Annotated in this window: 24 protein-coding genes and 2 tRNA genes; 11 read left to right on the forward strand and 15 right to left on the reverse strand. The window is 57.5% G+C overall.

Annotated features, from left to right (window positions below; genetic code table 11):
• Positions 1-23: 23 nt before the first annotated feature.
• Positions 24-752, reverse strand: coding sequence for a hypothetical protein (locus G538_RS0109070; RefSeq protein WP_029069082.1), 729 nt, complete (start codon positions 750-752; stop codon positions 24-26).
• 166 nt (positions 753-918) lie between these two features.
• On the opposite strand from G538_RS0109070, the gene G538_RS0109080 reads away from it, so the two are divergent.
• Positions 919-1,650, forward strand: a complete 732-nt coding sequence (locus G538_RS0109080; protein ID WP_035834004.1) for a response regulator transcription factor — start codon at positions 919-921, stop codon at positions 1,648-1,650.
• A gap of 35 nt (positions 1,651-1,685) precedes the next feature.
• The gene (locus tag G538_RS0109085; protein WP_029069084.1) at positions 1,686-2,594 is read left to right on the forward strand and encodes an alpha/beta fold hydrolase; all 909 of its coding nucleotides are present in this window, start codon (positions 1,686-1,688) and stop codon (positions 2,592-2,594) included.
• On the opposite strand, the gene nth is transcribed toward G538_RS0109085, so the two are convergent.
• Positions 2,559-3,293 (reverse strand): endonuclease III, encoded by a 735-nt coding sequence (nth, locus tag G538_RS0109090; RefSeq protein WP_245566830.1) that lies wholly within the window; start codon positions 3,291-3,293, stop codon positions 2,559-2,561. The two genes, G538_RS0109085 and nth, sit on opposite strands and share 36 nt — an antisense overlap.
• Positions 3,294-3,443: 150 nt before the next feature.
• Between nth and G538_RS0109095 the strand changes: the two genes are divergently transcribed.
• The gene (locus G538_RS0109095) at positions 3,444-3,827 is read left to right on the forward strand and encodes an RsiG family protein (RefSeq protein WP_029069086.1); all 384 of its coding nucleotides are present in this window, start codon (positions 3,444-3,446) and stop codon (positions 3,825-3,827) included.
• A 182-nt stretch (positions 3,828-4,009) separates the two neighbouring features.
• Entirely contained in the window at positions 4,010-4,645 is a 636-nt protein-coding gene (locus G538_RS0109100) for a Crp/Fnr family transcriptional regulator (RefSeq protein ID WP_051196884.1), read from the forward strand.
• Between the two features lie 87 nt (positions 4,646-4,732).
• Here the strand turns inward: G538_RS0109100 and G538_RS0109105 are convergent, their stop codons facing one another.
• Both G538_RS0109105 and sp36 read right to left on the reverse strand, forming a co-directional pair.
• The gene (locus tag G538_RS0109105) at positions 4,733-5,212 is read right to left on the reverse strand and encodes a RidA family protein (protein ID WP_029069088.1); all 480 of its coding nucleotides are present in this window, start codon (positions 5,210-5,212) and stop codon (positions 4,733-4,735) included.
• The gene (gene sp36 / locus G538_RS18025; RefSeq protein ID WP_157544394.1) at positions 5,212-5,376 is read right to left on the reverse strand and encodes a Sp36 family protein; all 165 of its coding nucleotides are present in this window, start codon (positions 5,374-5,376) and stop codon (positions 5,212-5,214) included. Before sp36 ends, G538_RS0109105 begins: the two co-directional genes overlap by 1 nt.
• Before the next feature lie 91 nt (positions 5,377-5,467).
• Here sp36 and G538_RS15955 point away from each other — a divergent pair, with 91 nt between their 5' ends.
• The 4 genes from G538_RS15955 (at position 5,468) to G538_RS0109135 (ending at position 10,928) form a co-directional block, all read left to right on the forward strand.
• Positions 5,468-7,789, forward strand: a complete 2,322-nt coding sequence (locus G538_RS15955; protein ID WP_051196830.1) for a transglycosylase domain-containing protein — start codon at positions 5,468-5,470, stop codon at positions 7,787-7,789.
• Between the two features lie 44 nt (positions 7,790-7,833).
• Positions 7,834-8,742 carry a metallophosphoesterase gene (locus G538_RS0109120; RefSeq protein ID WP_035834009.1) on the forward strand — a complete coding sequence of 303 codons (909 nt, stop codon included), beginning with the start codon at positions 7,834-7,836 and terminating at the stop codon, positions 8,740-8,742.
• A 97-nt stretch (positions 8,743-8,839) separates the two neighbouring features.
• A tRNA-Pro gene (locus G538_RS0109125) sits at positions 8,840-8,913 on the forward strand.
• A gap of 761 nt (positions 8,914-9,674) precedes the next feature.
• Positions 9,675-10,928: an APC family permease gene (locus G538_RS0109135; RefSeq protein ID WP_029069091.1), complete on the forward strand. Its 1,254-nt coding sequence runs from the start codon at positions 9,675-9,677 to the stop codon at positions 10,926-10,928.
• 23 nt (positions 10,929-10,951) lie between these two features.
• Here G538_RS0109135 and G538_RS15960 read toward each other — a convergent pair whose 3' ends face one another.
• Complete coding sequence (locus tag G538_RS15960) at positions 10,952-12,478, reverse strand: CotH kinase family protein (RefSeq protein ID WP_051196832.1); 1,527 nt, start codon at positions 12,476-12,478, stop codon at positions 10,952-10,954.
• A gap of 192 nt (positions 12,479-12,670) precedes the next feature.
• Here G538_RS15960 and G538_RS0109145 point away from each other — a divergent pair.
• A tRNA-Pro gene (locus G538_RS0109145) sits at positions 12,671-12,744 on the forward strand.
• Between the two features lie 149 nt (positions 12,745-12,893).
• On the opposite strand, the gene G538_RS0109155 is transcribed toward G538_RS0109145, so the two are convergent.
• The 9 genes from G538_RS0109155 to G538_RS0109195 all read right to left on the reverse strand — a co-directional run bounded on the left by G538_RS0109155 (position 12,894) and on the right by G538_RS0109195 (position 22,388).
• Entirely contained in the window at positions 12,894-13,193 is a 300-nt protein-coding gene (locus tag G538_RS0109155; protein WP_245566839.1) for a helix-turn-helix transcriptional regulator, read from the reverse strand.
• Positions 13,194-13,204: 11 nt separating this feature from the next.
• The gene (locus tag G538_RS15965; RefSeq protein ID WP_035833907.1) at positions 13,205-13,555 is read right to left on the reverse strand and encodes a type II toxin-antitoxin system RelE/ParE family toxin; all 351 of its coding nucleotides are present in this window, start codon (positions 13,553-13,555) and stop codon (positions 13,205-13,207) included.
• A 1,223-nt stretch (positions 13,556-14,778) separates the two neighbouring features.
• A complete protein-coding gene (locus tag G538_RS17365; protein ID WP_157544396.1) occupies positions 14,779-15,765 on the reverse strand; it encodes a hypothetical protein in 987 nt (328 codons plus the stop codon).
• Positions 15,766-15,942: 177 nt separating this feature from the next.
• Positions 15,943-16,965 (reverse strand): ABC transporter substrate-binding protein, encoded by a 1,023-nt coding sequence (locus G538_RS0109170; protein ID WP_029069094.1) that lies wholly within the window; start codon positions 16,963-16,965, stop codon positions 15,943-15,945.
• Positions 16,962-17,873, reverse strand: a complete 912-nt coding sequence (locus G538_RS15975) for an ABC transporter ATP-binding protein (RefSeq protein ID WP_084618260.1) — start codon at positions 17,871-17,873, stop codon at positions 16,962-16,964. The genes G538_RS0109170 and G538_RS15975 overlap by 4 nt, the downstream gene beginning before the upstream one ends.
• Positions 17,870-18,886 (reverse strand): FecCD family ABC transporter permease, encoded by a 1,017-nt coding sequence (locus G538_RS0109180; RefSeq protein ID WP_035833909.1) that lies wholly within the window; start codon positions 18,884-18,886, stop codon positions 17,870-17,872. Before G538_RS0109180 ends, G538_RS15975 begins: the two co-directional genes overlap by 4 nt.
• On the reverse strand, positions 18,883-19,893 hold the full coding sequence (locus tag G538_RS0109185) for a FecCD family ABC transporter permease (RefSeq protein WP_029069096.1): 1,011 nt from the start codon (positions 19,891-19,893) through the stop codon (positions 18,883-18,885). The genes G538_RS0109180 and G538_RS0109185 overlap by 4 nt, the downstream gene beginning before the upstream one ends.
• Complete coding sequence (locus G538_RS0109190; protein WP_029069097.1) at positions 19,890-20,840, reverse strand: siderophore-interacting protein; 951 nt, start codon at positions 20,838-20,840, stop codon at positions 19,890-19,892. Before G538_RS0109190 ends, G538_RS0109185 begins: the two co-directional genes overlap by 4 nt.
• A 459-nt stretch (positions 20,841-21,299) precedes the next feature.
• Positions 21,300-22,388, reverse strand: coding sequence for a 3-deoxy-7-phosphoheptulonate synthase (locus tag G538_RS0109195; protein ID WP_029069098.1), 1,089 nt, complete (start codon positions 22,386-22,388; stop codon positions 21,300-21,302).
• Between the two features lie 406 nt (positions 22,389-22,794).
• Between G538_RS0109195 and G538_RS0109200 the strand changes: the two genes are divergently transcribed.
• Positions 22,795-23,061 carry a hypothetical protein gene (locus tag G538_RS0109200; RefSeq protein ID WP_029069099.1) on the forward strand — a complete coding sequence of 89 codons (267 nt, stop codon included), beginning with the start codon at positions 22,795-22,797 and terminating at the stop codon, positions 23,059-23,061.
• Positions 23,062-23,230: 169 nt separating this feature from the next.
• Positions 23,231-24,871: a methyl-accepting chemotaxis protein gene (locus G538_RS0109205; RefSeq protein ID WP_035834015.1), complete on the forward strand. Its 1,641-nt coding sequence runs from the start codon at positions 23,231-23,233 to the stop codon at positions 24,869-24,871.
• Between the two features lie 93 nt (positions 24,872-24,964).
• Here G538_RS0109205 and G538_RS15980 read toward each other — a convergent pair whose 3' ends face one another.
• A complete protein-coding gene (locus G538_RS15980; protein ID WP_084618262.1) occupies positions 24,965-26,077 on the reverse strand; it encodes an aspartate-semialdehyde dehydrogenase in 1,113 nt (370 codons plus the stop codon).
• Positions 26,078-26,092 lie beyond the last annotated feature (15 nt).

A 26,092-nucleotide genomic window follows, 5' to 3' on the forward strand; every position in this document is an offset into this window, starting at 1 on the left:
CACGCCTGACCAACGGTGTGAAACTAAATCAGAATTTGTCCCACCACATAGCCCATCATCCCTGTGACAGCGAGGGGCAGGGTAATAACGGAGAACGATGACCGGCGCGTTTTGAGTTGCGGTAGTTTGTCGAACAACAATTGCAAAGCTCCAACGATAATCCCCGCTAAAACCCCGATGCTCACCCCGGACACCCAGGTGAGTTCAGGCATCACAATGGCTACAGCAGCAGCAGAAACAGTTGCTGCACCAACTGATGCCAGCAACGCTAAGGAGCCAGCGAGTGGAGTGGCCGCGACAGCTGATGCCACAGCGAGACCAACGGTGCATGCCACCACCAGTTCCACACCGCCCTCAAGCCGGTAGGTTGCCAACCACGCCGCGCTCGACACGCCCACCACGATTCCGGTAACGGTGCCAATAAGGGAATCCACCAAACGCAACCGGGGGTAGGGGCGCAGCATCTCTGCGATAAACGCCAGCAGCACGCCCATGGCCAGCACAAGAGGTAAGAAACGGAGCCACGGTTCATCTTCCGTTGCCCACACAACTGCCAAGCCGCCGAGCGAACTCAACACCACAATGAGCGTTGAACCGCCCGATGGGAGGCGCAACAGAGGCCTCCACCCGTAGGCGAAGAGGAATGCGATGAGCGCCAATGCAGCGATGAAGGGCAATTCACCAAGGAAAGCCCCAGCTGCTAGCCCCGCTGCCGCTGCCGCCGTCAAAACGGCCCGTGTAGAGAGTTTCACGCGGTCCAGTCTTTCAGATCTTGGCGCAGCCCTCGAACTTAGTCTGCGGCGTTTTCGGACAGATCCACCCCGTTGACCTCACCAACTGCAATAATAGGGCGCAGGAATGACGACTGGATCACATGCCGTGGTCCATCACTGGACGCAATCGTTGGAGGTGAGTCCCATCGCTGAACTGTTGTTGCTGACCACAGCCTCTGGGGGCTCGGCGCAAGTTCTACCAGCACTGGGGCTGCTTACCCACAAGGTGCGCACACTACCACTGGACGCATCGGCACTTGTTGACGCACCTGAGACTGACGTAGTCCTCATTGATGCGCGCAAAGATCTGGTGGGAGCACGCTCCACGTGTCGCATGGTGCACGCCACAGGTCTCGATGTCCCGGTAATTCTCGTGGTCACCGAAGGTGGCCTGATGGTTGTTACCGCTGATTGGGGTGCAGATGATTTCTTGCTCGACTCGGCGAGCCCTGCCGAAGTCGAAGCGCGACTGAGGCTTGTTCGAGAACGCGCCACACACATCGAATCGGCTAGTCACCCTGAGGAACTCAGTTCAGGTGAGCTATACATTGACGCATCGGGCTACACCGCACGATTGCGCGGGGTGCCCCTTGACCTGACGTACAAGGAATTTGAGCTCCTGAAGTACCTGGTCCAGCACCCAGGGCGAGTTTTCACCCGTGCGCAACTCCTCCAAGAGGTTTGGGGTTACGACTACTACGGAGGCACTCGAACAGTTGACGTCCACGTGCGCCGCCTGCGCGCGAAACTTGGTGTGGAATACGAGCAGATCATCGGAACTGTCCGTAACGTCGGCTACCGGTTTGATCCACCAAAAGACCGGCGTGCAAAAGAACAAGAGCGACGAGAGTCGCAGGAGAATCAGACTGCGGGCTGACGCATCACCCGCACACGGTCACTAGACTCAGCAGGGTGAATCGCGATTACTCCGATGTTTTAATCGAGGGCCCGTGGGAGCATGAGTTCGTCTCAGCTCACGGCGGGCGCTTCCATGTGGTGACCGCTGGGCAAGCAAGCACCCGCCCCCTGGTAGTACTTCTCCACTCCACCCCGCTGTTTTGGTGGCAGTGGCGCCATGTCATCCCCGCCCTCACTGAGGCCGGGTACCGGGTAGCCGCCATGGACATGCGCGGAACCGGCGCATCGGACAAACCGCCTAGTGGATACGACCAAATCACTCTCACCCGGGACGTCGCCGGAGTCATCAGGTCGCTGGGCGCCCGCAACGCAGTCATCGTTGGGCATGGTCTAGGAGCAATAACAGCCTGGTCGATGCCTGCCCTACAACCAGCAGTCACCCGTGGGGTTGCAGCGCTGAGCGCCCCTCACCCAGCCCGGTTACACGCCTCTCTGCGCGCTTCGCTGCACAAACGCCCGGTAAGCAGGCTCGCCGGGTTGGGCATCCCCTCCTTAGGTGAACGACGTATCGCCCGAGCAAATACTGTGTCCTTAGTGTTCGATCACCTCGGCCATCAACCTGTTCCCGGCCAAATTGTTGATGTGTACGCCAACGCGTTACGGATTCCCTTTGCTGCGCGCGGAAGTTTAGAGCCATTACGTTGGTACGCACGTGGCATGCCGACACCTCTGGGGCGCAGGTACGTTCAAGCGATCCGTACGGGGATTTCAGTTCCGGCGTTGCAATTGCATGGTGCACATGATGGTTTGTTACGCAGGGAAGTTATTGCCGCCGACTCCATGGCGTTATGCATGAACTTACGCTTTGAAATGATCAGCGACGCCGGGTTTTTCCTCACTGAAGAAGCACCGGACACGGTGAACGATCTACTCGTGGATTGGCTGGGTAAGTCGTTCGAGTAGTTCTTCTGGTCCTTTGACCAGCTTTTCGGCACGTAGTGGATCCTGTTCCCCAACGCGCGAAGAGGGGCACAGCGCCGTAAGCGGACACACCCCACAGGCCGGCCGACGGGCATGGCAAACCCTACGGCCGTGAAAAATGATGCGGTGAGACAACATCGTCCACTCTTTGCGGGGGAACAGTTGAGCAATCTCCCGCTCAACAGCAACAGGGTCCTCTTGCGTTGTCCATTGCCACCTGCGCACTAAACGACCCACATGGGTATCTACGGTGATTCCCGGGACACCAAACGCATCACCCAACACAACGTTGGCGGTTTTACGGCCAACACCAGGCAACGCCACAAGATCTTCCAAACGGGCAGGCACCTCACCCTGGTGATGCTCCACCAATGCTTGACCAATACCAATCAACGACCGCGCTTTCGCGCGAAAAAAACCGGTAGGTCGAATAATGTCTTCTACCTGCGTCTCGGTCGCCTGAGCAAGGGCCCAAGCATCAGGAAAACGTGCGAAAAGTTCAGGTGTCACAGAGTTCACTCGAACATCAGTGGTCTGCGCCGACAACACAGTTGCAACGAGCAACTCATAGGGTGAACGAAAGTTGAGTTCACAGTGAGCGTCTGGGTGGATCACTGCAAGTTCACGATGTATGCGGCGCGCCCGGCGGACCAAAGACAGCGATGGTTGAGCGCTTTCCACCACAGTTCGACCTACTCCTCTACTCTCCCCCTCATGTGGGGTATCCTCAACGTATTCATTGGCATAGGGGCATGCGGCCGGAAATCTTCAGGTTTTTACTGCCTCACCGCCGCAACATTCACCGCAGAGCACACTCTACCGGGAGCGAGTATGCCTCACGCCGAGTCGCAGGAAAGCTACGTCGAACTCTCTGAAACTGAACTTCAGGAAACTCGACGACGCCTGCGTACAGAACTCGCGACTATCGCGCATTGGCGCCGGCTCATCCGCGCCAGAATTGACTTAACAATCGCTCAAGCGACCCCGCCCCCTCAGTTGGGCGGGTACCTCCAAGAGTTTCTGTCAATTTCACCAACGATGAACTCCCAGCTTCAGGACGTGTCCGCACAGGTTCTCACCGCCCATACCCTGTACTCTGTCACTGACCTACCCGACCTCAAACGGAGCGAACTCGCACTCACCACGTATGAGAAGGACGTGCGAACCGCTCTCATGGCCGTCACAGACGAGCTTGTCGCCCGTCAAAGCGCATAACGTCGCGTATAACGGGTATGATCGCTGGGCTGCGCGCCACAACCTGACGGTTTGGCCAAAACGCGGTACCGTGAAACTGCACGCCTAGTGCACACTGTTTGAGGAATAACGAATTTCTCATGTGAAGGAAGTGTCCCGTGGAAAACGAAAACGTCGTCCTCTCTGCGCCCCTGTTCGCCACCATGGAGGACAGCGACCGGCGCGCCCTGCTCGCGTCCATGACCAAGGTGGAACTCAACCGGGGTGAAGTACTGTTCGACGAGGGGGAGAACGGCGATCGCCTCTACATCATCGAAGAGGGCAAGATTAAGCTTGGCTCCTCCTCAGGTGATGGGCGTGAGAACCTCCTCGCGATCCTTGGCCCAAGCGAAATGTTTGGTGAACTCTCACTCTTTGACCCAGGGCCACGCTCCCTGGGTGCTAGCGCTGTCTCAGATTCAGTGTTGTACGAACTTGAGCACTCAGCACTAGTAGCCGCTATTGCAGACAACCCAGGTCTCGCCAGCCACTTGCTGACTGCGCTTGCCCGTCGCTTGCGCCGTACCAACGAAGCCCTCGCTGACCTCGTCTTCTCAGACGTTCCAGGCCGCGTTGCCAAGGCACTCCTTGACCTTTCCACTCGCTTTGGCGAACGGGTTGATGAGGGAGTGCGAGTTGCCCACGACCTCACCCAAGAAGAGCTCGCCCAGTTGGTTGGCGCTTCGCGTGAAACAGTGAACAAGGCGCTTGCTGACTTTGCTGGCCGCGGTTGGGTGCGCCGCGAAGGCCGCGCCGTTGTCCTACTGGACATCGACCGGTTGGAACGCCGCGCACGCTAGTACGCGCGGAGAACAACAAGAGTAAAAGCAATGCCGTGACAACCTTGTGGTTGTCACGGCATTGCTTTGTCTAGATGGAAAGCACACCTATGCGGTGGCGGCCAACTCCACGATGATCTCAACTTCAACTGGTGAATCGAGAGGAAGCACAGCTACGCCGACGGCGGAGCGTGCGTGAATACCGCGGTCACCAAAGATCTCTGACAACACGGTGCTTGCACCGTTGATGACGCCAGGCTGACCCGTGAAATCTGGCGCGCTGGCCACAAACCCAACAACCTTGATGACGCGTTCAACGGCATCGAGATCACCGATAAGTGCTTGCAGCGCCGCTACTGCGTTGAGCACTGCAGTCCTTGCGAGGTCTGTGGCGTGGTGAGGACTGACCAGCCCATCCCCGTCACCCACCTTGCCGGTCTGGGGTAATTTCCCCTCAATGAAGGGCAGTTGCCCGGAGGTCCACACCTGCGAACCAGTACGGACAGCAGGTACATAGGATGCCACTGGTGCAGCAACCTGAGGCAAGGTAATTCCTAAATCAGCGAGCCGGGATTCCACTCGCCCCATCAGGAATCTGCCAAAGGACGCTTCATATAAGCAACGAGCCCGTTGCCATCTGGGCCGGTCACCACCTGCACAAGCTCCCAACCTTCTGATCCCCAGTTATCGAGGATCTGCTTTGTTGCATGAATGATCAACGGAACGGTCACGTATTCCCACTTTTGAGCCATACACTGATCCTAACTGTGCTGTTACCAAACCCGCACATACTTTCGCGGAAACGAGCCACTACAACCCTGTCAATTCACGTAGGGTATACGTATGCCGAACTCTGCTCGTGACGACCAATCCACCGAACAGACACCGTTTTCCTCCTCATCCACAATCAAGAACACTAAGCCCGTGAATCCTTTCCAGGTCGCTGGGCTCATCACCATGTTCCTTGGGTTGTCTGTGATTGGTGGGGTGCTGACAGCGGGTCTGATAGTTCCATTTGCTGCCGGGGCCAGTACTGCCACCGAGACAGCTGCGGAGACGTTCTATGAACTCCCGACAGAACTTGAGATTGACGAACCGTCACAGGCATCAAAGATTTATGCGCGTGACGGGAAAACTGTCCTGGCAACGTACTACTCCGAGTACCGCCTCGTTGTGCCGTTGGACGACATTTCCGAGCACATGCAAAACGCTGTTATCGCCACTGAAGACCAACGCTTCTGGTCACACGGCGGTGTCGATGTTCGAGGTGTCCTGCGTGCAGCACGCACCAACGCGCAAGGTGGCCAAGCCGGTGGATCAACTCTGACTCAGCAGTACGTGAAGAACGTACTCATCCACAAGGCCAGCAAAGAGGGCGACATCCTCGCCGTGGAAGAGGCCCGCGAAGGAACCATTGACCGTAAGCTCCGTGAAGCGAAGCTCGCGATCAACCTTGAGAAGACGATGCCCAAGGAAGAAATCCTTGAGAACTACCTCAACCTCGCGCAGTTCGGTTCCAAGGTGTACGGAGTTGAAACCGCATCCAACTACTACTTCGACAAGAGCGCGAAAGACCTCACCGTCGTTGAAGCAGCAACGATCGCTGGTGTTACACAGCTTCCCTCAACATGGGACCCCTCACTCAACCCTGACGAATCGCAGCGTCGCCGCAACATCGTACTGGGCTTGATGTACCAACAGGGTTACATCACTCAAGACGAATACGACGAAGCAATCGGCACACCGCTTGAAGACACACTTGACGTTCAACCACTGCACAACGGTTGTGAAGGAGCGGGATACAACGGGTTCTTCTGTGACTACGTCACAAAATCCATCATTCAGGACCCTGCACTGGGCGAAACCGAAGACGAGCGCACCGCCAAGCTCTACCGCGGTGGCCTCAACATCATCACCACACTGGATCCCAAGAAGCAAAAGGCTGCCTACCGCACTGTTCGCGACGGCATGCCTCGCGACAACGCTTACGGATTCGCCAGTGCCATCACCAGCGTTGAACCAGGCACCGGTGAAATTCTTGCAATGGCCCAAAACCGCAGGTATGTCCCGAACGCCACCAAATCAAAAACTGCAACTTCGGTGAACTACTCCGCAGGTTCTGACATGGGCGGGTCTAACGGATTCCAAGTTGGGTCGACCTTTAAAGCATTCGCCCTAGCAGAATGGTTCAAAGAAGGTCACACCTTGCGCGAATCCGTCAACGCAGACCGCAAAAACTGGGTATCAAACCAGTTCAAGGCATCGTGCGTAGCCATGGGTACTGACACGTGGCACCCCAACAACGCTGACGGTCGTGCAGCAGGACGCATCTCCGTCCAGCAAGCAACTGCTCTATCAGTCAACACCGCATTCGCTTACATGATGTCTGAAATGGACCTCTGTGCAGTAGCTGACACCGCGTACGACATTGGCTTCCGCCCCACCCACCCCAGCGCTAACGGTGAAGTGAAAGTCTTCCCATCCATGGTTCTGGGTATCCAGGAGTCTTCCCCTCTTGATATGTCTGCCGCATACGCAACCTTCGCCTCAGGGGGAACCTACTGTGCCCCCATGGCAGTCACTAAAGTGACAGACGCCAACGGCGAGGAACTACCTATCGAAGGCAAAAACTGCCGTCAGACACTGAACACTGACGTAGCCAACGCGATGAACTACGCACTGGGTAAGGTCATGCAACCTGGCGGAGGCGCTGCCGCGTCTGCTCTCTCCGGCGGTCGCCCCTCTGCTGGCAAAACCGGTACAACAAACGACAACGGTAGTGCTTGGTTCATTGGCTACACCCCTGATCTGTCCACAGCAATCTGGATGGGCAACCCAGACAACCAGAAGATCAAAATGGTGAACGTAACCATCAACGGTCGTTTCATTCCTCGTGTGTACGGCTCCACATTGGCTGCTCCAATGTGGAAGAAGTACATGGATGAAGCCCTCGAAGGTGAACCAAACGCCACCTTCAACACCATCTCACCGTCAATGCTTGGACAGGTGGAACGCCCCGTAGTAACCGAACGGCCATCCTCTGACTCGTCGAATGACAATGGTGGCGACAACTCATCGGGTAACAGCGACCGCGGCAACAGCGGAAACAACAACTCCGATGGTGGCGGTCGTGGAAACAGCGACGACAGTGGAGACGACGACTAACAGTGACCACATCTCACCGCCCCCTGCACCGTGGTCGCACCGTGATGCAGGGGGTTGCTGCACTGGGTGCCGCTGGCCTTGCCGTACTCGCTTATGCTCGCATCGAAGCGGAGATGTTCACGGTTCGCCGGTTCACACTCCCTGTCCTGCCTGCAGGTTCCCAGCCTGTGCGGGTGCTGCACATCTCTGATCTCCACATGACACCAGGGCAAACGCGCAAAACACGCTGGGTTCAACAACTAGCGTCACTTGAACCTGACCTGGTGATAGACACTGGGGACAATATGGCCCACCGCCATGCGATGCCTGTGGTCCTTGACGCGCTTGACCCGCTTATGGATATTCCCGGGGTATTCGTCATGGGTTCGAATGATTATTTTGCACCCCGTATGAAGAACCCGGCCCGCTACTTACTCTCCGACCCTGCGAAACGTTACGTTCCCCCCGCTGACCGGCTACCCGCCGATCAACTTGGCAGCGCCATGGCAAGCAGGGGGTGGCTTGACCTCACTAACACCAGGGCGCACCTAGAGATCAACGATGTGCAGATCGAGTTTGTTGGTGTTGATGACCCGCACATTAATCGCGACCGCTACCCCACACCTGCCCCCAAAGATTCCGGGACCGTGCGATTAGGGATCACCCATGCACCGTACCAACGCACGTTGAATGCGATGCACAGCGACCAATGTGATGCCATCATCGCCGGGCACACACATGGGGGGCAGCTATGCCTCCCTGGTTTTGGCGCTCTTGTGACGAACTGCGACCTTGACCGTGCTCGCGCAAAGGGTGTCAGCGGTTGGCCTGGGGCTCGCCCTGACCAGCCTGGCGGGCAAGATTCCGCGTGGCTTCACGTGTGCGCAGGTTTAGGCACGTCGCCCTACACACCTGTGCGGGTTGCCTGCCGTCCAGAAGCTGTACTACTCACGCTCACGGCAACAACAGCATGACCTGTTGCGCTCTTGATCACATTTGGCGTTCAGCGGTCTGAACCGCAGAAACGATCGGGTATGCTTGTACAGTTGGTTAGCCGGGAAGGCGAACTAACGGGGTGTGGCGCAGGTTGGTAGCGCGTCCGCTTTGGGAGCGGAAGGTCGCAGGTTCAAATCCTGTCACCCCGACACTGAAAGAAAAGCTCGGCACTCAGGTGCCGGGCTTTTCTTGTTTCCCCGACCTCTTGTACTCAACGTTCGCGCTACGCTGTAGCAATGACGGTTGACATGTTGTGGCTCCGGCCACCAAAAACGTCAAGGTGGGAGGCAAAGTGACCGCTCCGATTAAAGGCGCGCGCCGTGTCCTGCATGGATGGCGGGAGTATGCAGCCGATATGCTCAGACATCTGATAGCACTCACCGTGGCCTTCACAGCCGTGTTCCTCGCCATATCCGGTGGGTCACTGTTTACCGGCTCCCTCGAGGAGTTTGTCGGTATGTTGCGTGTGATCGCTGTCATGGCGGTGGCCACCCTGTTAGGGCATGGTCTTGTCACACGCGTTCGGGGACACGTTTCGTTGATTGCATCCGGCTTTTTCACCTGGATGCCCCCCTCGTTGCGGTTCTCTCATTACCGATGCTTGGAGCGGATCGAGAGGCCTTTGTGGCGAACTTTTGGCTCTCCTTCTTGGTGGGATTACCCATCATTGCCCTGATGACCGCCCTCAGAGCGTTTGTACCACCCTTTCAAGTCAAGACTAAGGAAGGGCGACTGCACCCTAGGATGAGTTCTGATGCTTAACATTTCGGCTCTAGGCAGATGAAGAAAGCTCGGCACTCAGGTGCCGGGCTTTCCTTATTTCCCCGAACTCTGATCCCTGACGTTTTTTCGCTACCAACACCCCGTATGATGACGGCGACAAGTTGCCGCATCGCACCTCAGGGAAATCGTGACCACACCGCACCTGCAACGCCAGCTTGGTTTCAGCGCATCAGTGTTCCTCGGGTTAGGGTCAATGCTGGGAGCCGGGGTGTTCGTGGTATTCGGACCAGCAACAGCGGTAGCAGGGAACTTAACTTATCTGGCACTGGGTATCGCAGCCTTCATCGCCCTATGTAACGCACTCGCCTCAGCACAACTCGCCACCCAGTACCCCACATCTGGTGGTACGTACACCTACGGGCGGCACCAGCTAGGCCCTCTGTGGGGTTACCTAGCCGGGTGGGGTTTCCTCGTTGGTAAATCAGCGAGCTGCGCCGCGATGGCCATGACATTCGCCTACTACGCCACCCCCACACTCGACCACCGCTACGGCGGTATCGCAGCAGTGATAGGCGTCGGGACCCTCAACATACGCGGCATCACACGCACCGCAACCGCCACACGCATCCTTGTTCTTGGAGTTCTCGCCATCTTGGCGGGGGTACTCATTGTGTCCATACTCGGACCCCAAGCCACAACAGTTGATAGCCAGTTAACCGATGTGTCATTCATGGATGTCCTTCAAGCGTCAGGGTTGCTGTTTTTTGCCTTCGCCGGGTACGCGCGCCTTGCCACTCTCGGAGAAGAAGTAAAACGCCCCACCTACACAATCCCGCGCGCCATCATTGTGGCACTGGGGTGTGTGGTGTTGATTTATGGACTACTTCTTGCTGCGTCGATGCGAACACTGGGGGCAGATGTGCTGGCTCGTTCCTCAGCGCCCCTTGCCGAGGTGGTGACAACCGCTGGCGCCTCGTGGGCTGTCCCTGTTGTGAGTATTGGTGCGGCGCTGGCGTCACTAGGCGCACTCTTAGCACTGATGACAGGTATTGGGCGGACAGCATTGGCCATGGCCCGTGAGGGCGACCTGCCCCACCCACTAGCGAACGTGGGAGAACGCTTTCGGACTCCCTATGTCGCTGACCTCGTCGCGATGGCAGTGGTAGCGGCCATCATTGTTGTGTCAGATGTTCGCGGAGCCATTGGTTTCTCCGCTTTTGGCGTCCTGCTGTACTACAGCATCGCGAACCTCTCTGCGCTGCGCCAACACGGCGAACACCAGCGCTACCCACGAATATTTTTTGTCATCGGTGTAGTCGGTTGCCTCACCCTCATGGCGACCCTCCCCCAAGAATCAGTGATTGGTGGGGTAATCGTGACAGCTTGTGGCGCCCTACTGTTCGCAGGGCGCCACTGGCTTGCAACTCGTTCAAAGCGTTAACTTAGGGGGGCAGCAACCACCAGTCAGGTGGTGGTTTTCTCTTCTTCGCGCCGCGTATTTCCCTGATTCTGGGTTGTCCCAGGAGTGGACGTTGCTGACTCCGCAGTGAAGTAGCGTTGAATCGCGGAGGAGTCAGTGCTGATGTCGTCCTCTGTCACGAGGTCGCTGGCTTCGCTGGCGAGGAGCTCGGTAGCAGCATTTAAGAACTCTTGGGCGGCCCCAGAATCATAGATATCAGCCTGCAACGTTGCGGTTGCTTCCGTGTACAGCGCGTTAAAGTCCTCATTCTCTAAGAACCGTGTGACGAGCGCGTTTTCTTTACCCATGCCGCCACGTCCCCCACCTAGGCCACCGCCTTCTGGCATGTTCTCACCATCAGGAGGGGTGAATCCTTCAGGCAGCGACATTCCCTCAGGCAGATCCTCCAGGCCTCCTTCAGGTGGCGTGAAACCTTCCGGCATCTCTGGCCTGGTGCCACCCTCCTGAGAAGGCAAAGCGGTATCGTCATCGGGTCGCAAACCATCTGCCCCCTCACCCCTGCCTCCACCAAAGCCGCCCATTCCCATGCCCCCAAAGGAAAGGTTCTGGTCCCACGCCACCACCGTCATCTGACCGGTGGCATCGTTGTAGTAGAGGTACGAGTTATTGCCCGGGCCGTCGATGTCATCGGTATTAGCGACGAGATCTTGCACGGCTAAATACCGTGCGAATTCCTCTACGTCCAAGTACTCAGCTAGTTGCGTTGCGAACTGGTCATCATCGGAATTATTCACCACATCGAGAAACTCGATAAGCGGAGAATAGCCGTCCTGCTCTGAAAGACCCGAGGTGATCGACTTGATGTCAAAAGCTTCGGTGTAGTCCTCGCCGTTGTCACCCCGGTAACTGTAGTCACCATCGCTATTGGCTTTATAAAGCACTCCCGTGTCGATCAAAGAATCTGTCACCCACGCATCGTCATCAGGAAGGTCCACCACAAGACGCAACGCTTCCTGGCCCCCATTCACCGAAACACGGCTGAACCCCGAGGTCACACTGGGCACATCAGCGAGGGAAAGAACTTCTAACGCAACAGCCTCGTTCAGTGAGGTAGCAGTGTTGTTCGAGCGAACAACAAAATCTGACCGCCCCCCATAGGTTTGCCCGTCAACATATTTGTCTAGACGAATCAACCAGGGCAGGTCCTGCGGGTTCTCCAACCCTTCCTCAGTGCTCACGCTACGGAGGCTTGAGTTCCCTTTCAGCCGCAGCCCAACATCTGTAAAGGTCTCACCATTGATGGTGACTGTTGCGGTAGCCCACTCTTTGTCGTTGCTGGTGTCATACGTGTCAAGCAGTCCTTGAAGGTCGGCGTCATCAACGGTGATAGACATGCTGTTGACCGCATCGAGGCTGAAGAACCCGGTAGCAGTGTCATTGCCCTCTGTGGTGAGTGAGCCCAGAGCGCTGCAGGCGGTGAGGGCGCCCGCTGAGATAAGCGCAGTGCCAGCCACTACCGTGGCGCGCAAGCATCGTTGAACAGGGCGGAGGGAGCGATGTGTCGTTGCCATACCGGCAGTCAACCAAGCGCCGCTGAAGGTTTTCTTTGCCGCAGGGACCGTTTTCCTGTGCAAACCCTATGAGTCATAGTAGCGACGGACAAAACGACCCCACAGCGACATGACACCTTGACAGGAAACAATGGGTGGATTTCGCCTCTGGCCAGCACAGGAGTATTCTTTTTTCGTGGCCGCTCAGGCCATCGGGGTGTAGCGCAGCTTGGTAGCGCACGTCGTTCGGGACGACGGGGCCGCAGGTTCAAATCCTGTCACCCCGACACAACGAAGGCATCTGAACCGTCACGTGACAGTTCAGATGCCTTTTGTGTGTTGTGGTTATTTGACGCTGGTCCACATGTGGACCACATGATGATCAGGGACACGCCCAACGCCCGTCGAAATGGCTCACCGTTACAAGCAAAAACGCCTAAGCAACCTGCACACGAGTGTCGCCCTGAACAAACTCAACCGCGACAGTGCCACCAACAGCAGCTAAGTAGCTTCGGATAGTGCCAAATTTGGTGTTGTCCAACTCGCCGTTCTCTATCTTTGAAACTTGCCGCTGGCCTACTCCGATGCGGTCGGCAAGTTGCTTTTGTGTAAGGCCCGCTTCTATTCGCAACTCGCGCAAACGATATGCGCGAACCTCGCCTCGCATTCGTTCCTTGTGCTCCTCGACGAGCGCTCGATCTACGGGATGTTCAGACACGAAGTCTTTCAAAGACATAGCCACATCAATCACTCTCCTTCTAGCGTTCGTAGACGCCGGTTCAACAACTCATCCGCCACAGGGATGTTCTTCTTGTTCCAACTAGACCAGTTCCCTGCTCTGTCTCCTGCAACGAGCATGATCGCCGACCGACGAGGGTCGAAAGCAAATAGCACTCTCAATTCAGATCGGCCAGTAGAGCCTGGTCTTAGTTCCTTCATATTTTTATAGGTTGAGTGCGCAACACTGTCCACGATAGGACGCCCTAGGTGAGGGCCGTGTTCTTGGAGCAACTCAATCGCTGCAATCACCTGCGCTTGTGAACCTTTATCAAGCGATCCGAGCCAAGGTGCAATTAACTCGATATCGACTGTCCACATGACATCAGAACAGAAGCCGCAAGGTCTAAAGGCAAGAGATCTGCGCGATGTCACACTACCCAAAGCGGCACCGCACGTGGAGCGCATACTCAATGCACCTATGAGCACGTGAAAGCAATCGACGAACTTGACGAATCTATCGTTTGCCGAGTTCAAAGCACATTAAAGCATCAACCGAGATCATTCTTGCGTTCACAGTTAACGGCAGGCGCGGCACTAGTCACCGCGCGCATAGCAAACCCCCATACTGTGGCGATCTGGGGGTGTTCTCTAAGATGGCGGCCGCTCCGACCTCTTGATCCGCCTCACGGGGTCGTCCCCAGTTCGCACCCACCACCGGCCACCAGAATCCCGAAACTTCACCTCCAGCGTGAACGCAGGCTCTCCCGGATGCATTAAGTTTCGGCAGTCGAGTTACACCTTGGCGTTCCCACCAGGCTCTATCGGCCCAGTTCGCACTTGAAAGTCCCAAGGGTTGACAGGTACCCCTGCAGCAACATCTACGTGTATGGCCCTCACATAAACTCGACTAATGAGTTTCTGCGAACCATTTCGCACGTCACAAATGATTTGACCAAACGGTTCGATCACTTCGCGCGTTGTTCCATCCACTCCCACGAAAACGCGTTGATTCACGTCACCACATGCAACTACCACACCCGGTTCCCGCATCGCCATTGTGTGCCCTTGTGGGTACCATTTCATCGAGTCGATAACCGAGTAGACCTGACGCGCTTGTGCCCATTTTCGACGCCGAACATCGACACCAAACGCTACGGCCGCGATCAAAAACGCAAGCATCGTACCGATAGCAGCAATCCCGTCAGGCGAACCCCATGTACTCCCAGCAGCAGTTAGCACTATCTAAGCCCGCCCTTCATTTAGCATCTACCTTCAGATAGCAATATAGGGGAGAGCTACTTAATGGTGCGCGTGTACACAACCCGGACCACATTTGGACCACATGCCCACGGCATCTATGAGTATTCGAAGACAATCGTCGAGCCTAGCAATTTCAACGTTTACCCAGTTGAGAGTGCCTAAACCCACCTATCGCAGTCGTGCGCGTACTAGCGTGATTTTGGCTATTTACAACACGGGGCCGCAGGTTCAAATCCTGTCACCCCGACACAACGAAGGCATCTGAACCGTCATGTGACAGTTCAGATGCCTTTCGCATATGGCGGACATCCCCTTACACGAGGGCGCCCCGCACACTTGAGTTATGCGGACTGTCCAGCGCTGACTAGTTCGCGAGCAGTAGTTTCACTTGCCTGCGCCCGCTCCTTGGAAGAGTCCAACCCCAGGCCCAACGCGGACTCGTCAATCAACGTAACCCCATCCGCGATGAGCGCCCGCAACGTGGGCACACGTGGGAGGAACACTCGATCATTCTGGTGTTCCATTCCTGTTGTCTTCGCAAGAACATCCGCGTCGAGTTGGTCAAACAGTGGTACGTAGTGTTTCGCCGCAGATTCCGCGAGGACACCAATTTTCCGGTCCCCTGTCAGCACAGCAATCACGTGTGAGTTATCCGAGGTTTCCCCCTCCAGTCGCAACACGTAAAACTGTGGCTGCTGCACAGCGTCATCTAGGTTAGCGAGCGCTACATCCTCAACGACGATTCGGAGCTGTCGTTCAGGATGATCCCGCAGGTCCACATACAAGCGTGATGCGCGGTTCGTGTCATCCTCCAGCTGAGACTCTGGCTCCGGTTGAGATTCTGGTTCCGGCTGAGGCTCTGGCTCACTGATGAGCACTGGCACCTCAGCGGATTCTGGTTCCGAGTGAGCCCCGGTGTCAGCGTCAAGTTCTGCGAGTGGCTCACGTTCAGGTTCAGGTTCCACGAGTGGTTCAGGTTCAGGTTCTACGAATGGCTCAGCCTCTGCGACAACCTCTGTCTCTGCTGATGGGTGTGCTGTCTCTGGAGACTCTGACTGCACAGGTAACTCTGACGGCACCGGTGGCATAGGTGGTGCGGGAACAGCAGACTCCACTGGTTCCTCAATGCCTGCTGCGGAGGTCTCCGCAGCGGGGATATCTGCTGCAGGGATATCTACGGTGGTGGTGTCACGAGGTTCGTACCGGTCGGTGCTGACCGGTACGGTGTAGGTTTCTTCGCCTTTCGACTTCTCCTGGCGGGCACGCACAATCACCACACCGCCCACGACGACGACAACACAAACTCCAAGTCCCAGCAACCATTCCATATGGCGAATATAGGCTAGTTTGGCGGCGAAAAGTAGGTTCGAGGTACCCAGACCGTTCAACCCCCTGACCGGGGACAATAGACAATGGGCCGCGGGTTCACCCCCTGTTATCCCGACCACACAACAAAGGGCGTCACCAGGGGTTTCCCCTCGTGACGCCCTTTGCGCTATGTGCAGTTACTTGGCCGCAGCAACAGCCTCAGACAGTTGGGTGACATAGGAGTCAATACCCCACGTGAGGGACAGTGCGGTGGGTGGTGACACGGAAGCTACTTCAGCGGCGCCAATAACTTCAGCGATCATGCCGCCATCTTTTTGTGGCAGGAGTTTCGCAGCGTCAGAGTCAAGGAAGGCGTCAACGTTTTCTTGGGTGTCTCCGTATACCAAGAGCACGTCGGCTTCGAGCTGGTCAAGGAGTTCGTTGGACAGTGTGAAGAAGAACGTGGACTCCCCAGTGTCGAGTTCATTCACTGATTCAGCGGACACAAAACCAAGGTCTTCGGAGAACTCTACGCGTGGGTCAGCGGGCAGGTAGACGTACAAGGTGCCGGCAACGTCCCACACTTGGGCGATGGACAGCCCGTCAAATTCGGGGTGTTCTGTTGCTTTGGCGGCGATGGTTTCGTCAATGTCGGTGAGGACTTGTTCTGCTTCTGCTGTTTTGCCAAGTGCTTGCCCTGTCACGGTGACAACGTCACGCCATGGGGTGGCCCATGGCTGGTCTGGGTAGGCAACAACTTTTGTGAAGGCGGAAAGCAGGTCGTACTCTTCCTGCGTCAACCCTGAGTAGGGGGCGATCACGACGTCGGGTTCCACTGCTGCGATTTCTTCAATGGGTGCTTCGTCGCCAGCGGTAAGGATGACGGGGGTTTCGGCGCCCATGTCGGCGAGTTTGTCACCGATCCATGGCAGGATTCCTTCTTCGTCACCGCCGTAGGGTTGGGCGGGGATCGCTGCGGGAACCACACCAAGAGCGAGGACTGCATCAGCTGCACCCCAGCCCCAGGTCACAACTTTTTGTGGTTCTTCGTCGATGACGGTGTCACCGAAAGCATGGGTGATAGTCACCGGGAAAGCGGTGTTTTCTGCCGCTGGGGTGGTTTTTTCCGTGCTGTCATCGCTGCCTGTGGAGCAGGCTGCGAGTGACAGGGCAAGCGCGGCTGCAGCAGCGGCTGCAATGGCTCGTGTCATTGATTTCATGGGAGTTCTTTCTGTGTAGCACCTGGCTGGCTGGCAGTCTCAGGCGTGTGAGGGGTGGTGTCACGGTGGCGGGTGGTGCCATGTGACGGGCGTTCAGGTACCACCAGGGGGGTTCCTGTGACGGGGTCTTTGATGACCAGCGCATCGAGCGTAAAAGCTTGTTTCACGATGCTTGAGGTCAGGGTTGTTTGCGGGTCACCTTGGGCGATAATGCGGCCACCTGCCATCACGATGAGGTGGTCTGCGTAGCGTGCTGCCAAGTTGAGTTCATGCAGCACCATCACAATGGTGGTGCCGCGTGTGGTGTTGAGGTGTGCGAGCAGGTCAAGAACCTCAATTTGGTGGTGCAGGTCGAGGAACGTGGTGGGTTCGTCGAGGAGCATGACGTGAGGGTCTTGGGCGAGGACCATAGCGATCCATACGCGTTGGCGTTGCCCACCTGACAGTTCGGATAGTGGGCGGTGGGCGAGCTCTGTGGTGTCGGTGAGGGCTAACGCCTGGGTCACGGCGGCTTCGTCTGCAGGGCTCCACCGGCCAAACAGGGACCGGTGAGGGTGACGGCCGCGAGACACCAGATCCGCGACGGTCACTCCATCTGGGGCGGTAGGTTGTTGTGGCAGAACGGCAAGCACTTGGGCGAGGCGTTTACGGGCGATGCTGGTGATGTCTTGACCATCCAAGTGCACTGTTCCGCGCACTGGTTGGTGAAGCCGTGAGAGGGCTTTGAGGAGCGTCGATTTTCCGCACGCATTGGCCCCCACTATTGCGGTGACCTGCCCTGGGGGGATGGTGACGTCGAGGGAGTCGATGACCGTGAGCGCATCGTAGGCGACGGTGAGACCGGTGGCACTCAGCGTCGGCGCGGGGGCAGAGCGCCCCGGCTCAACGGGTGGTGGCACGGTGGTCATAGGGAGTGTCCTTTCGTTGATGACCCAAGGAGCCACAACAGGTAGGGCGCACCGATCGCCCCAGTGATCACACCGGTTGGTACGGCACCACCAAAGAGGTTTTGTGCGGCAAGATCAGACGCAGTGAGCATCAATGCCCCGGCACACGCGGACGCTGTCAGCGCCGCCGTGCCATAACCGATGGCTCGGCGGGCAACTGCAGGGGCACATAACGCCACGAAAGAGATGGGGCCAACCACGGCCACCGCACCAGAGGCCAGGAGGACCGCGGTCACCACGAGGATGCGCCGCGCCCGGGCATCGTGCACACCAAGGCTCACCGCTGATGCCGGTCCCATCTGAATGATGGGAAGCACTCGGGAAGCGTAGATGACAGCTGGTAGAGCAACAATCAGAGTCACTCCCACGAGGGTGACGCTGGTCCATGATGAGTTCGCGACGCTGCCGATCGTCCAAAACAGTGCGCTTTGGGCTTCATTGATTTGGGCTCTTTTTATGATGAAACCGATGACAGCTGAGGTGAGGAACGCAAAGCCCACGCCGGTCAGAATGAGACGATGCCCTGAGCCTGTCCCTGACCGACTGGCCGCAATAATGAGCGCCGCGATAAGGAATGCGCCACCAAACGCTGCGAGGGTGACGAGCGGTCCCGCCCACCCCAAGATTAGTGTGGCAATGATGGCCGCCGTTGCTGCACCACCGCTGATCCCCAATAGGTCGGGACTGGCTAGTGGGTTTAACAGGAGGCTTTGAAATAAGGCCCCAGCGAGCCCTAAGGAAGCTCCAGCGAGCACTCCGAGGAGGAGGCGTGGCAGGCGCACACCGAACACGATGTATTGGTCGAGGGCGTTGCCTTGGCCTGCGATGACTCCGAAGAATTCGGGGACGCTGAGGGGGTATTTGCCGGTCATCACGGTGATGAGTGCTACGGCAATGACGGCTGCGAGAAGGAATGCTGTGACGGTGATGGCGCGGCGGCGGGCAGCGTGTAGGAGGGTCGCTATGGAGGTCATACGCTCACCGATTTTTTTCCCTGGATGATCCACATCATGATTGGTGCGCCGATGAATGCGGCGACGAATCCGGCTTCGACCTCACCGGGGAGCGCGATGACGCGCCCTACTGTGTCTGCGACGAGGAGGAGGGTTGCGCCTGCTGGGGCGGCTAGTGCGACGAGCCACCGGTAGTCGCCGTGGCTTGCGCTGCGGAGCAGGTGTGGGACCACAAGTCCGAGGAAGACAATGGGCCCGGCCATTGCTGTTGCGGAGGCACTGAGGAGAACGGTTGCGCCGATGATCATGAGTCGTGATGTTGTCAGCGAGTATCCGAGCCCTTGGGCGAGTTGGTCGCCGAGGGCGAGGGCGTTGAGCCGTGAGGTGCTTGCTATGGCCAGGATGAGTCCGGCGAGGAGCATGGGCAGGACTGCGGCGACGGTGTCGAGGCCGCGTCCGGTGAGTGAGCCGACTGACCAGAACCTGAAGTTGTTGAGGGCTTGTTGGTCGGTGGTGAGGATGAACATGGAGATGCTGGTGAGGCCGGCGGTGAGGGCTGCTCCGGTGAGTGCGAGCGTGATGGGGTTAGCGCCTGTGCCGCCGCGGGCTGCGATGCTGTACACCAGGACAGCGGCGAGGCCGGACCCTACGAATGCTGCCCATACGAAGACGTGTGGGTTGGACCAGCCGAGGACCACGATGGAGATCAGTACGGCAAGGGACGCCCCACCGTTGAGTCCGAGCAACCCTGGGTCGGCGAGCGGGTTACGGGTCAGCCCTTGCATGAGGGTCCCAGCGACTGCGAGCGCAACACCGGCGAGGATCGCGATGAGGGTGCGGGGTAGGCGTTGTGACACGACAACGAGGTGGTTGTTGTTTGATGGGTCGTAGTTGGTGAGTGCGGCGATGACGTCAGGGATCGGAATGGCGCGGGCGCCAATGGCGAGGCTTGCGAAGATCGCAATGACTACGCTGATGCTGAGGAGGATTACGAGCAGTGACCGTCGCCGTGAGGGACGGTGGGTCATCCTTGGCGTTCCGACATTCCTTGGCGCCAGTAGCCCATGAAGGCAACTTTTTTGCGGTCGAGGCCGTGTTGTTGGACGAGTGTGCGGCGCATTGTTTTGACTGCGGCGGATTCTCCTGCGAGCCAGGCGTAGAAGTAGTTTCCTTCGAGGGCTTCTGGGGATTCCCAGAGCATCTCGGAGTCGATGTCTATGTCACGTAGTTCTTGTGGGATTGCTGATGCGTTTGCTGCCAGTAGTGTGCTGTTGCGTTGCGCCCAGGTGTGGACTGCTGCGCAGAGTGCTTCACCGTGGGGTTGGGCGTCGCGGGTGACGTAGGTGACGGTGACGTCGGCGAGGGAGGTGAGGGGCAGGTGGTCTTCGGTGGTGGGGACTTCGAGGAAGACGTCTGCTTTGGTTTCGAATGGCAGGCTTTCGAGGATCGCTGCGATGGCGGGGAGCGCTGTTTCGTCACCTGCGAGGAGGTAGCGGCAGGCGCTACCTGGCCGCCAGTCCAGGCCTGAGCGGTAGTCGATGGAGCGGTCGTCTGGTCCGACGAGGACGAGGGAGTCGCCTGGTTTTGCGTTCAGTGCCCATGAGCTGCCTGGGCCGGTTGCGCCGTGGATGGCGAAGTCAACGTCTACGGTGTTGGCTTGGGGGTCGATGCTGCGGACGGTGTAGGTGCGCATCGGGCAGCGTTCGGCGTCGGGTAGTGCCCGCCAGGTTTGGTACCAGGTGAGGAAGTCTTCTTCTGTTCCGCCGAGGAGCAGGGAGTTGAGTTCTCCGGCTGCGTTGGGGAAGAGGAGTTTGACGCGTTGGTCGAGGCGCGCTGTTCCGAAGACGTCGAAGTCTGGGGATTCAAAGGTTACCCGGATGAAGTGTGGGCTGAGCATTGTTACTGTGCGCACGGTTGCGTGGTACGGGCGGTATGCGGGGCATGCCGTGCGTTCCCGTGGCATTGTTACAGTCATTGCGTCACTCCAGTCGTCGCTCAGTCACCAAGCAAAGTGAGCCTATCCTAAGCATTTGGGCTCAACAAGGGTGTGACCAATTTTCGAAACGACAATGTGACGTAATTTACGTCACGCTAGCGGCTGTGCTGGTGGGGCGGACGGATTACGACGGGCACGCCTGCCGTCGGGTCACCCTCACGGCAAGTCCACCCCCACTCTCGACGCGCATCGTCCCCCTCCCCCTCCACCCACTCTCCGCCTCTCCCCCTCAACGAAAGTGGGATTGTGCCCACTTTCCCTTTCAAAAGTGGGCACAATCCCACTTTGGATCGCGTGAAGGGGGTGGGGAGAAGGTACAGGAGAAGGGGGTGGGGAGAAGGGATAAGGAGGGGGTGTACAGGAGATGCAGGGGCGCTAGCAGGCGGGCGGCACACGCGGATGCGAGGGATGCGCGACCTCCTGCGTAGAACGAAACCCTTATTCTGGGTTACGTGCGGAACGGCGTGCGCGTGAGGCACGGGCAAGTTCATGCAAAAGGTCAGCCGTGGTGTCCCAGTCAATGCAACGGTCCGTCACAGACAAACCGTATTCCAACCCGTGAGGTGCCGGCTTCTGGTTACCTGCCTTGAGGAAGCTTTCCATCATGACGCCGCTAATCGCCTGCGAACCGCGAGCAACTGAGTCCGCGATCTCTCGAACAACCTCCGCCTGACGCACTTCTGACTTTCCAGAGTTTCCATGCGAGGCATCGATAACTAACCGTGGCGCGAGCCCAGCTTGGTCAATCACAGCGATAGCTTCCGCGACCGATGCATCGTCGTAGTTTGGCCCGGAGCGCCCGCCGCGCAGAATGACATGGCAGTCAGGGTTTCCTGTGGTCGCCACAACTGCGGCGCGGCCATCGGGATCCACACCAAAGAAAGTGTGTTCCGCTGCGGCGGTGATACAACCGTCCACAGCTGCTTGAACATCGCCATCTGTCGCGTTTTTGAAACCAATGGGCATGGACAATCCCGATGCCATTTGGCGGTGCACTTGGCTTTCTGGGTTTCGAGCTCCAATAGCGCCCCAGGTCACTGCGTCAGCAATGTATTGCGGGGATGTTGGCTCAAGGAACTCAGTGGCTGCAGGTAGTCCGCGTTCCAACACACCGAGCAAGACATCCCGGGCGAGCGTCAAACCGCGCTGAACATCGAAACTGTCATCCATACCAGGGTCATTGATGAGCCCTTTCCACCCGATGGTAGTGCGTGGCTTTTCAAAGTAGACGCGCATGATGACAACTAGGTCTTCTTCAACTTCAGCAACAATTTTGGCTAACCGTTCCGCGTAGTCAAATGCGGCTTCTGGGTCGTGAATTGAGCACGGACCAACAATGACCATGAGGCGGTCATCGTCACCGTTGAGGACCGCTCGCACGTCATGCCGGGAGCGTGCGACAAGTTCAGCGCTACGCCCAGGTAATGGAAGAGCATCAAGCATGCTCTGCGGGGAGGGTAACGGATCGAGTGCACGAATACGCAGGTTCGAGGTGTGCGGGGCAGAAAGACTCTGATCAACAGACATGATGTGGGGCTCCTGTAGGGCTGACGTGGTGGCGTCATGCACCGAAGCCGGCCCGCGCCGGTATTACAAACCCGGAACACGGCGTCGTCACATGACGAAGGGCCAAGACATCTCACTGTGTGCGAGTGTCCTAGCCCTGTGCTGGCTCCGGGTGGATGTGGTCAGGCAGTTACCTGCATGGCCCCACCAGGAGCCTGCATAAAGTGCCAATACCAACGTCCGGTCATAGGTCCACGGTAGCATCGAGCGCCCGTGCGGACTAGCGGACCTGACGGATTGTCCGGTAAGTGGACGTGATCTGGCTGACAGCCTCTGGCGCAATGGCGAGAACTACACCGAAAATACTCCCCATTACCACCACGATTCTTCACTGTTAATCTGCATTTGACCCTGAGAAAGGCATACCATGCTCCAACGCATTCACTGGCCCTGGCTCGGTGCAGCATTTTCCACAGTGACAGTCTTCGCCTTCTTCGCGATGGGCAGTTCCACAGACTCCTGTGCACAGACCGCTGGCACCGCCGCCTGCACCGCCGCCCCCGACGTTTCTGGACTCGTCGGCTTTGGCCTTATGGCACTGTCTGGTGCCGCGTACTTCGTCTACCGCGCTTTGCGCACATCAGAAACTGTCGAATACACCCACCACGCTCCAGAACCTGTACTATCTCGCTGATTCACCGCCCTACCGCAGGTGGCTTATCTCTTGAGCACCTGTGACATAAGTCAGACAATCTGAGAATTCCCCCTCATCTTCTCCTCACATTAACCGATGAACTCCATGAGAACGCCTAACGTGCGTGCGCTCAACCGCCACCACGCTCTACATGGAAGTCAGGGTTGTTATGTCACAGGATGTGAACTCGTACAGTTACGGATCTGAGGGGAAACGACCAAGTTTTATCGGCCGCCTCGGCATCCGCAGCAAAATTCTCGGGGCAATCAGCATTGCCTCAGCAGTAGCAATCATTATTACGGTGCTAAGCGCCACCGCGTTCACCCGGCTCTCCGCTTCCACAGTTGTCATCAGCTCCATTGTCAGCGAGTACCTCGCTGAAGTGGACACACTCAAGCAGTCAGTGTGGTCGGCGCGAGTAAACGTTGCAAACGTGACATCAACAAACGACCGGCAACGCCAAGAGGATTACATCAGCGTTGTTGAAGAAGAGTTCTCAGAAACAGACTCGCACTACCAGATAGTCGTTGGTCTTTATGAAGAAATGGGGGTCTTTCCCGAACCACTGGCAGCCTTCAACGACACCTACACACAGTACCGGTCAGCGGTAGAAGATGATTTGCTACCAGCAGTTCGCGCCGGAGACACTGCAAACATTCAATTAACACGTGTGCAAAAGATTGTTCCGCTTGCCAATGACATGGTGGCTCACCTCGACGCACTCAGCGACGAAGCCACCCAATACGCAATTGTTGAAGGCGAAACTGCACTAGCAACTGCGAAACAGTCCACCATCACCTTTCTGGTCGTGGCAATCATTGGCATCGCGTTGGCAATGGGACTTGGGCAATTTGTTGCCTCCCGGATCCGGCGAAATGTCGACATCGTCAAAGAAGGACTCACCGCTCTGGCCGCAGGTGACCTCACCAAAAACGTCACCGTCGATTCACATGATGAAATTGGCCAAATGGCCTCGTCCTTGGCCACAGCTCAACGGGAACTCGCCACAGTTCTCGCCGCTGTCGTAGACAACGCCGCCGCGTCTGCAGAAATGGCTCAATCCTTGACTGCCGCCTCCACAGAGGTTGCGGCATCAAGCCAAGAAACCTCAGCCCAAGCAGGTGTGGTCGCCACAGCAGCCGAGCAAGTATCGGGCAACGTGCAAACCGTTGCAGCTGGATCAGAACAAATGAGCGCCTCTATCCGCGAGATCGCCCAAAACGCTCAAGAGGCAACTGCTGTCGCCCAAACAGCTGCAAACACCGCGGAAAACACCAACGCCACGATCTCCCGCCTCAGCGATTCCTCCAAGGAAATCGGTGATGTCATCAAAACGATCACGTCCATTGCCGAACAAACGAACCTGCTCGCCCTGAACGCCACCATCGAAGCAGCCCGCGCTGGAGAAGCCGGTAAAGGGTTCGCTGTGGTGGCCTCCGAAGTCAAAGACCTCGCCGGAGAATCAGCCCGCGCAGCAGACGACGTCTCACGCCGGGTTGAAGCAATTCAAAACGACACCCACAACGCGATCAACGCCATCGCCCAAATCTCAGAGATCATTGGCACGATCAACAACTACCAGCTCACCATCGCCTCAGCTGTTGAAGAACAAACCGCAACGACAAACGAGATGAGCCGCTCAGCTGCGGAAGCCGCAACTGGCTCAGCAGAGATCGCCAACAACATCACCGGGGTGGCGAACATCGTGGATCAATCCACCGGCGCCATCACCAACATCAACCAAACAATCGAACAGCTCGCTGAAGCAGCAGCTCAGCTACGCACCCAAGTGCAGATGTTCCGGTTCTAACGCGCGGCCACAGCGTTAGGCGCTGTGAAAGCTACACAAACGGCCCACTGGGAGTTCCCAGTGGGCCGTTTGCCATACGGCATAGCGTGCGTGCTAGCGGCAACCACACCCGCCGCAGCCACAGCCCCCACTCGATGCTGGCTGAGCAAGGAGGTTCTGCCCCGTTGCCAGGCGGCTAGCGACAATAACCTCAGCGATCTGCACCGCGTTCAACGCTGCGCCCTTGCGGAGATTGTCGTTGGAGATGAACAACGCGAGACCACGCCCGTCAGGGACAGACTGATCTTGGCGGATTCGCCCCACAAAACTAGGGTCTTGACCTGCAGCCATGAGCGGGCTCGGCACCTCCACAACAGTCACGCCAGGAGCGTCGGCAAGCAGTTCACGTGCAGCCTGCGGCGTGATGGGGGACGCGAACTCGGCGTTCACCGCCAGCGAGTGACCTGAATACACAGGGACCCGCACACACGTGCCAGACACAGCAAGATCAGGTAAGCCAAGGATTTTGCGGGACTCATTGCGGAGTTTTTGCTCCTCATCGGTCTCCGCGGAGCCATCGTCAACCAGCGACCCGGCCAAAGCAACAACGTTGAACGCCACAGGGTGCACGTACTTCACGGGTTCCGGCAACGACACTGCCTTCCCATCACGTGCCAACAACGTGAGGTCTTGGGCCGCACCAGCCTGAATTTGCTCAGTGAGTTCTGAGACACCCGCAACCCCTGAACCTGACACAGCCTGGTAAGTCGACACGATGAGTCGTTGTAACCCAGCAGCATCGTGCAGTGGTTTCAGCACAGGCATTGCTGCCATGGTGGTGCAGTTTGGGTTCGCAATAATGCCCTTGCGTGCCTGACCTAAAGCTTCGGGGTTTACCTCAGCGACAATGAGCGGAACATCTGGGTCCAACCGCCAAGCCGACGAATTATCGATCACCAGTGCACCTGCCTCAGCGAAGCGTGGAGCGTGCACCAACGATGCGCTCCCGCCAGCGGAGAACAGGGCAACATCGATACCTGCAAGGTCGGAGGTTTCAACGTCTTCAACAACGATGTCTTGCCCACGGAACGGCAACGTCTTGCCTGCAGAGCGGGCTGATGCGAAGAACCGCACCTCATCGAGGGGGAATTCGCGCTGTTCAAGCAAGTCACGCATTACTTGGCCAACTTGGCCAGTCGCGCCAACAACGGCGACGGTAAAAGTCATGGTCTGATCCTTAGT

It is taken from the genome of Jonesia quinghaiensis DSM 15701, from assembly GCF_000423205.1.
Lineage (GTDB): Bacteria > Actinomycetota > Actinomycetes > Actinomycetales > Cellulomonadaceae > Jonesia > Jonesia quinghaiensis.

What these genes read in the sequence shown, in the direction of transcription:
- G538_RS0109095 (WP_029069086.1), top strand. Translation starts at nt 3,444, where the DNA reads ATGCCTCACGCCGAGTCGCAGGAAAGCTACGTCGAACTCTCTGAAACT.
- G538_RS0109100 (WP_051196884.1), top strand. Translation starts at nt 4,010, where the DNA reads ATGGAGGACAGCGACCGGCGCGCCCTGCTCGCGTCCATGACCAAGGTG.
- G538_RS0109105 (WP_029069088.1), bottom strand. Translation starts at nt 5,212, where the DNA reads ATGGGGCGAGTGGAATCCCGGCTCGCTGATTTAGGAATTACCTTGCCT.
- sp36 (WP_157544394.1), bottom strand. Translation starts at nt 5,376, where the DNA reads ATGGCTCAAAAGTGGGAATACGTGACCGTTCCGTTGATCATTCATGCA.
- G538_RS15955 (WP_051196830.1), top strand. Translation starts at nt 5,468, where the DNA reads ATGCCGAACTCTGCTCGTGACGACCAATCCACCGAACAGACACCGTTT.
- G538_RS0109120 (WP_035834009.1), top strand. Translation starts at nt 7,834, where the DNA reads ATGCAGGGGGTTGCTGCACTGGGTGCCGCTGGCCTTGCCGTACTCGCT.
- G538_RS15960 (WP_051196832.1), bottom strand. Translation starts at nt 12,478, where the DNA reads ATGGCAACGACACATCGCTCCCTCCGCCCTGTTCAACGATGCTTGCGC.
- G538_RS0109155 (WP_245566839.1), bottom strand. Translation starts at nt 13,193, where the DNA reads ATGTCTTTGAAAGACTTCGTGTCTGAACATCCCGTAGATCGAGCGCTC.
- G538_RS15965 (WP_035833907.1), bottom strand. Translation starts at nt 13,555, where the DNA reads ATGTGGACAGTCGATATCGAGTTAATTGCACCTTGGCTCGGATCGCTT.
- G538_RS17365 (WP_157544396.1), bottom strand. Translation starts at nt 15,765, where the DNA reads ATGGAATGGTTGCTGGGACTTGGAGTTTGTGTTGTCGTCGTCGTGGGC.
- G538_RS0109170 (WP_029069094.1), bottom strand. Translation starts at nt 16,965, where the DNA reads ATGAAATCAATGACACGAGCCATTGCAGCCGCTGCTGCAGCCGCGCTT.
- G538_RS15975 (WP_084618260.1), bottom strand. Translation starts at nt 17,873, where the DNA reads ATGACCACCGTGCCACCACCCGTTGAGCCGGGGCGCTCTGCCCCCGCG.
- G538_RS0109180 (WP_035833909.1), bottom strand. Translation starts at nt 18,886, where the DNA reads ATGACCTCCATAGCGACCCTCCTACACGCTGCCCGCCGCCGCGCCATC.
- G538_RS0109185 (WP_029069096.1), bottom strand. Translation starts at nt 19,893, where the DNA reads ATGACCCACCGTCCCTCACGGCGACGGTCACTGCTCGTAATCCTCCTC.
- G538_RS0109190 (WP_029069097.1), bottom strand. Translation starts at nt 20,840, where the DNA reads ATGACTGTAACAATGCCACGGGAACGCACGGCATGCCCCGCATACCGC.
- G538_RS0109195 (WP_029069098.1), bottom strand. Translation starts at nt 22,388, where the DNA reads ATGTCTGTTGATCAGAGTCTTTCTGCCCCGCACACCTCGAACCTGCGT.
- G538_RS0109200 (WP_029069099.1), top strand. Translation starts at nt 22,795, where the DNA reads ATGCTCCAACGCATTCACTGGCCCTGGCTCGGTGCAGCATTTTCCACA.
- G538_RS0109205 (WP_035834015.1), top strand. Translation starts at nt 23,231, where the DNA reads ATGTCACAGGATGTGAACTCGTACAGTTACGGATCTGAGGGGAAACGA.
- G538_RS15980 (WP_084618262.1), bottom strand. Translation starts at nt 26,077, where the DNA reads ATGACTTTTACCGTCGCCGTTGTTGGCGCGACTGGCCAAGTTGGCCAA.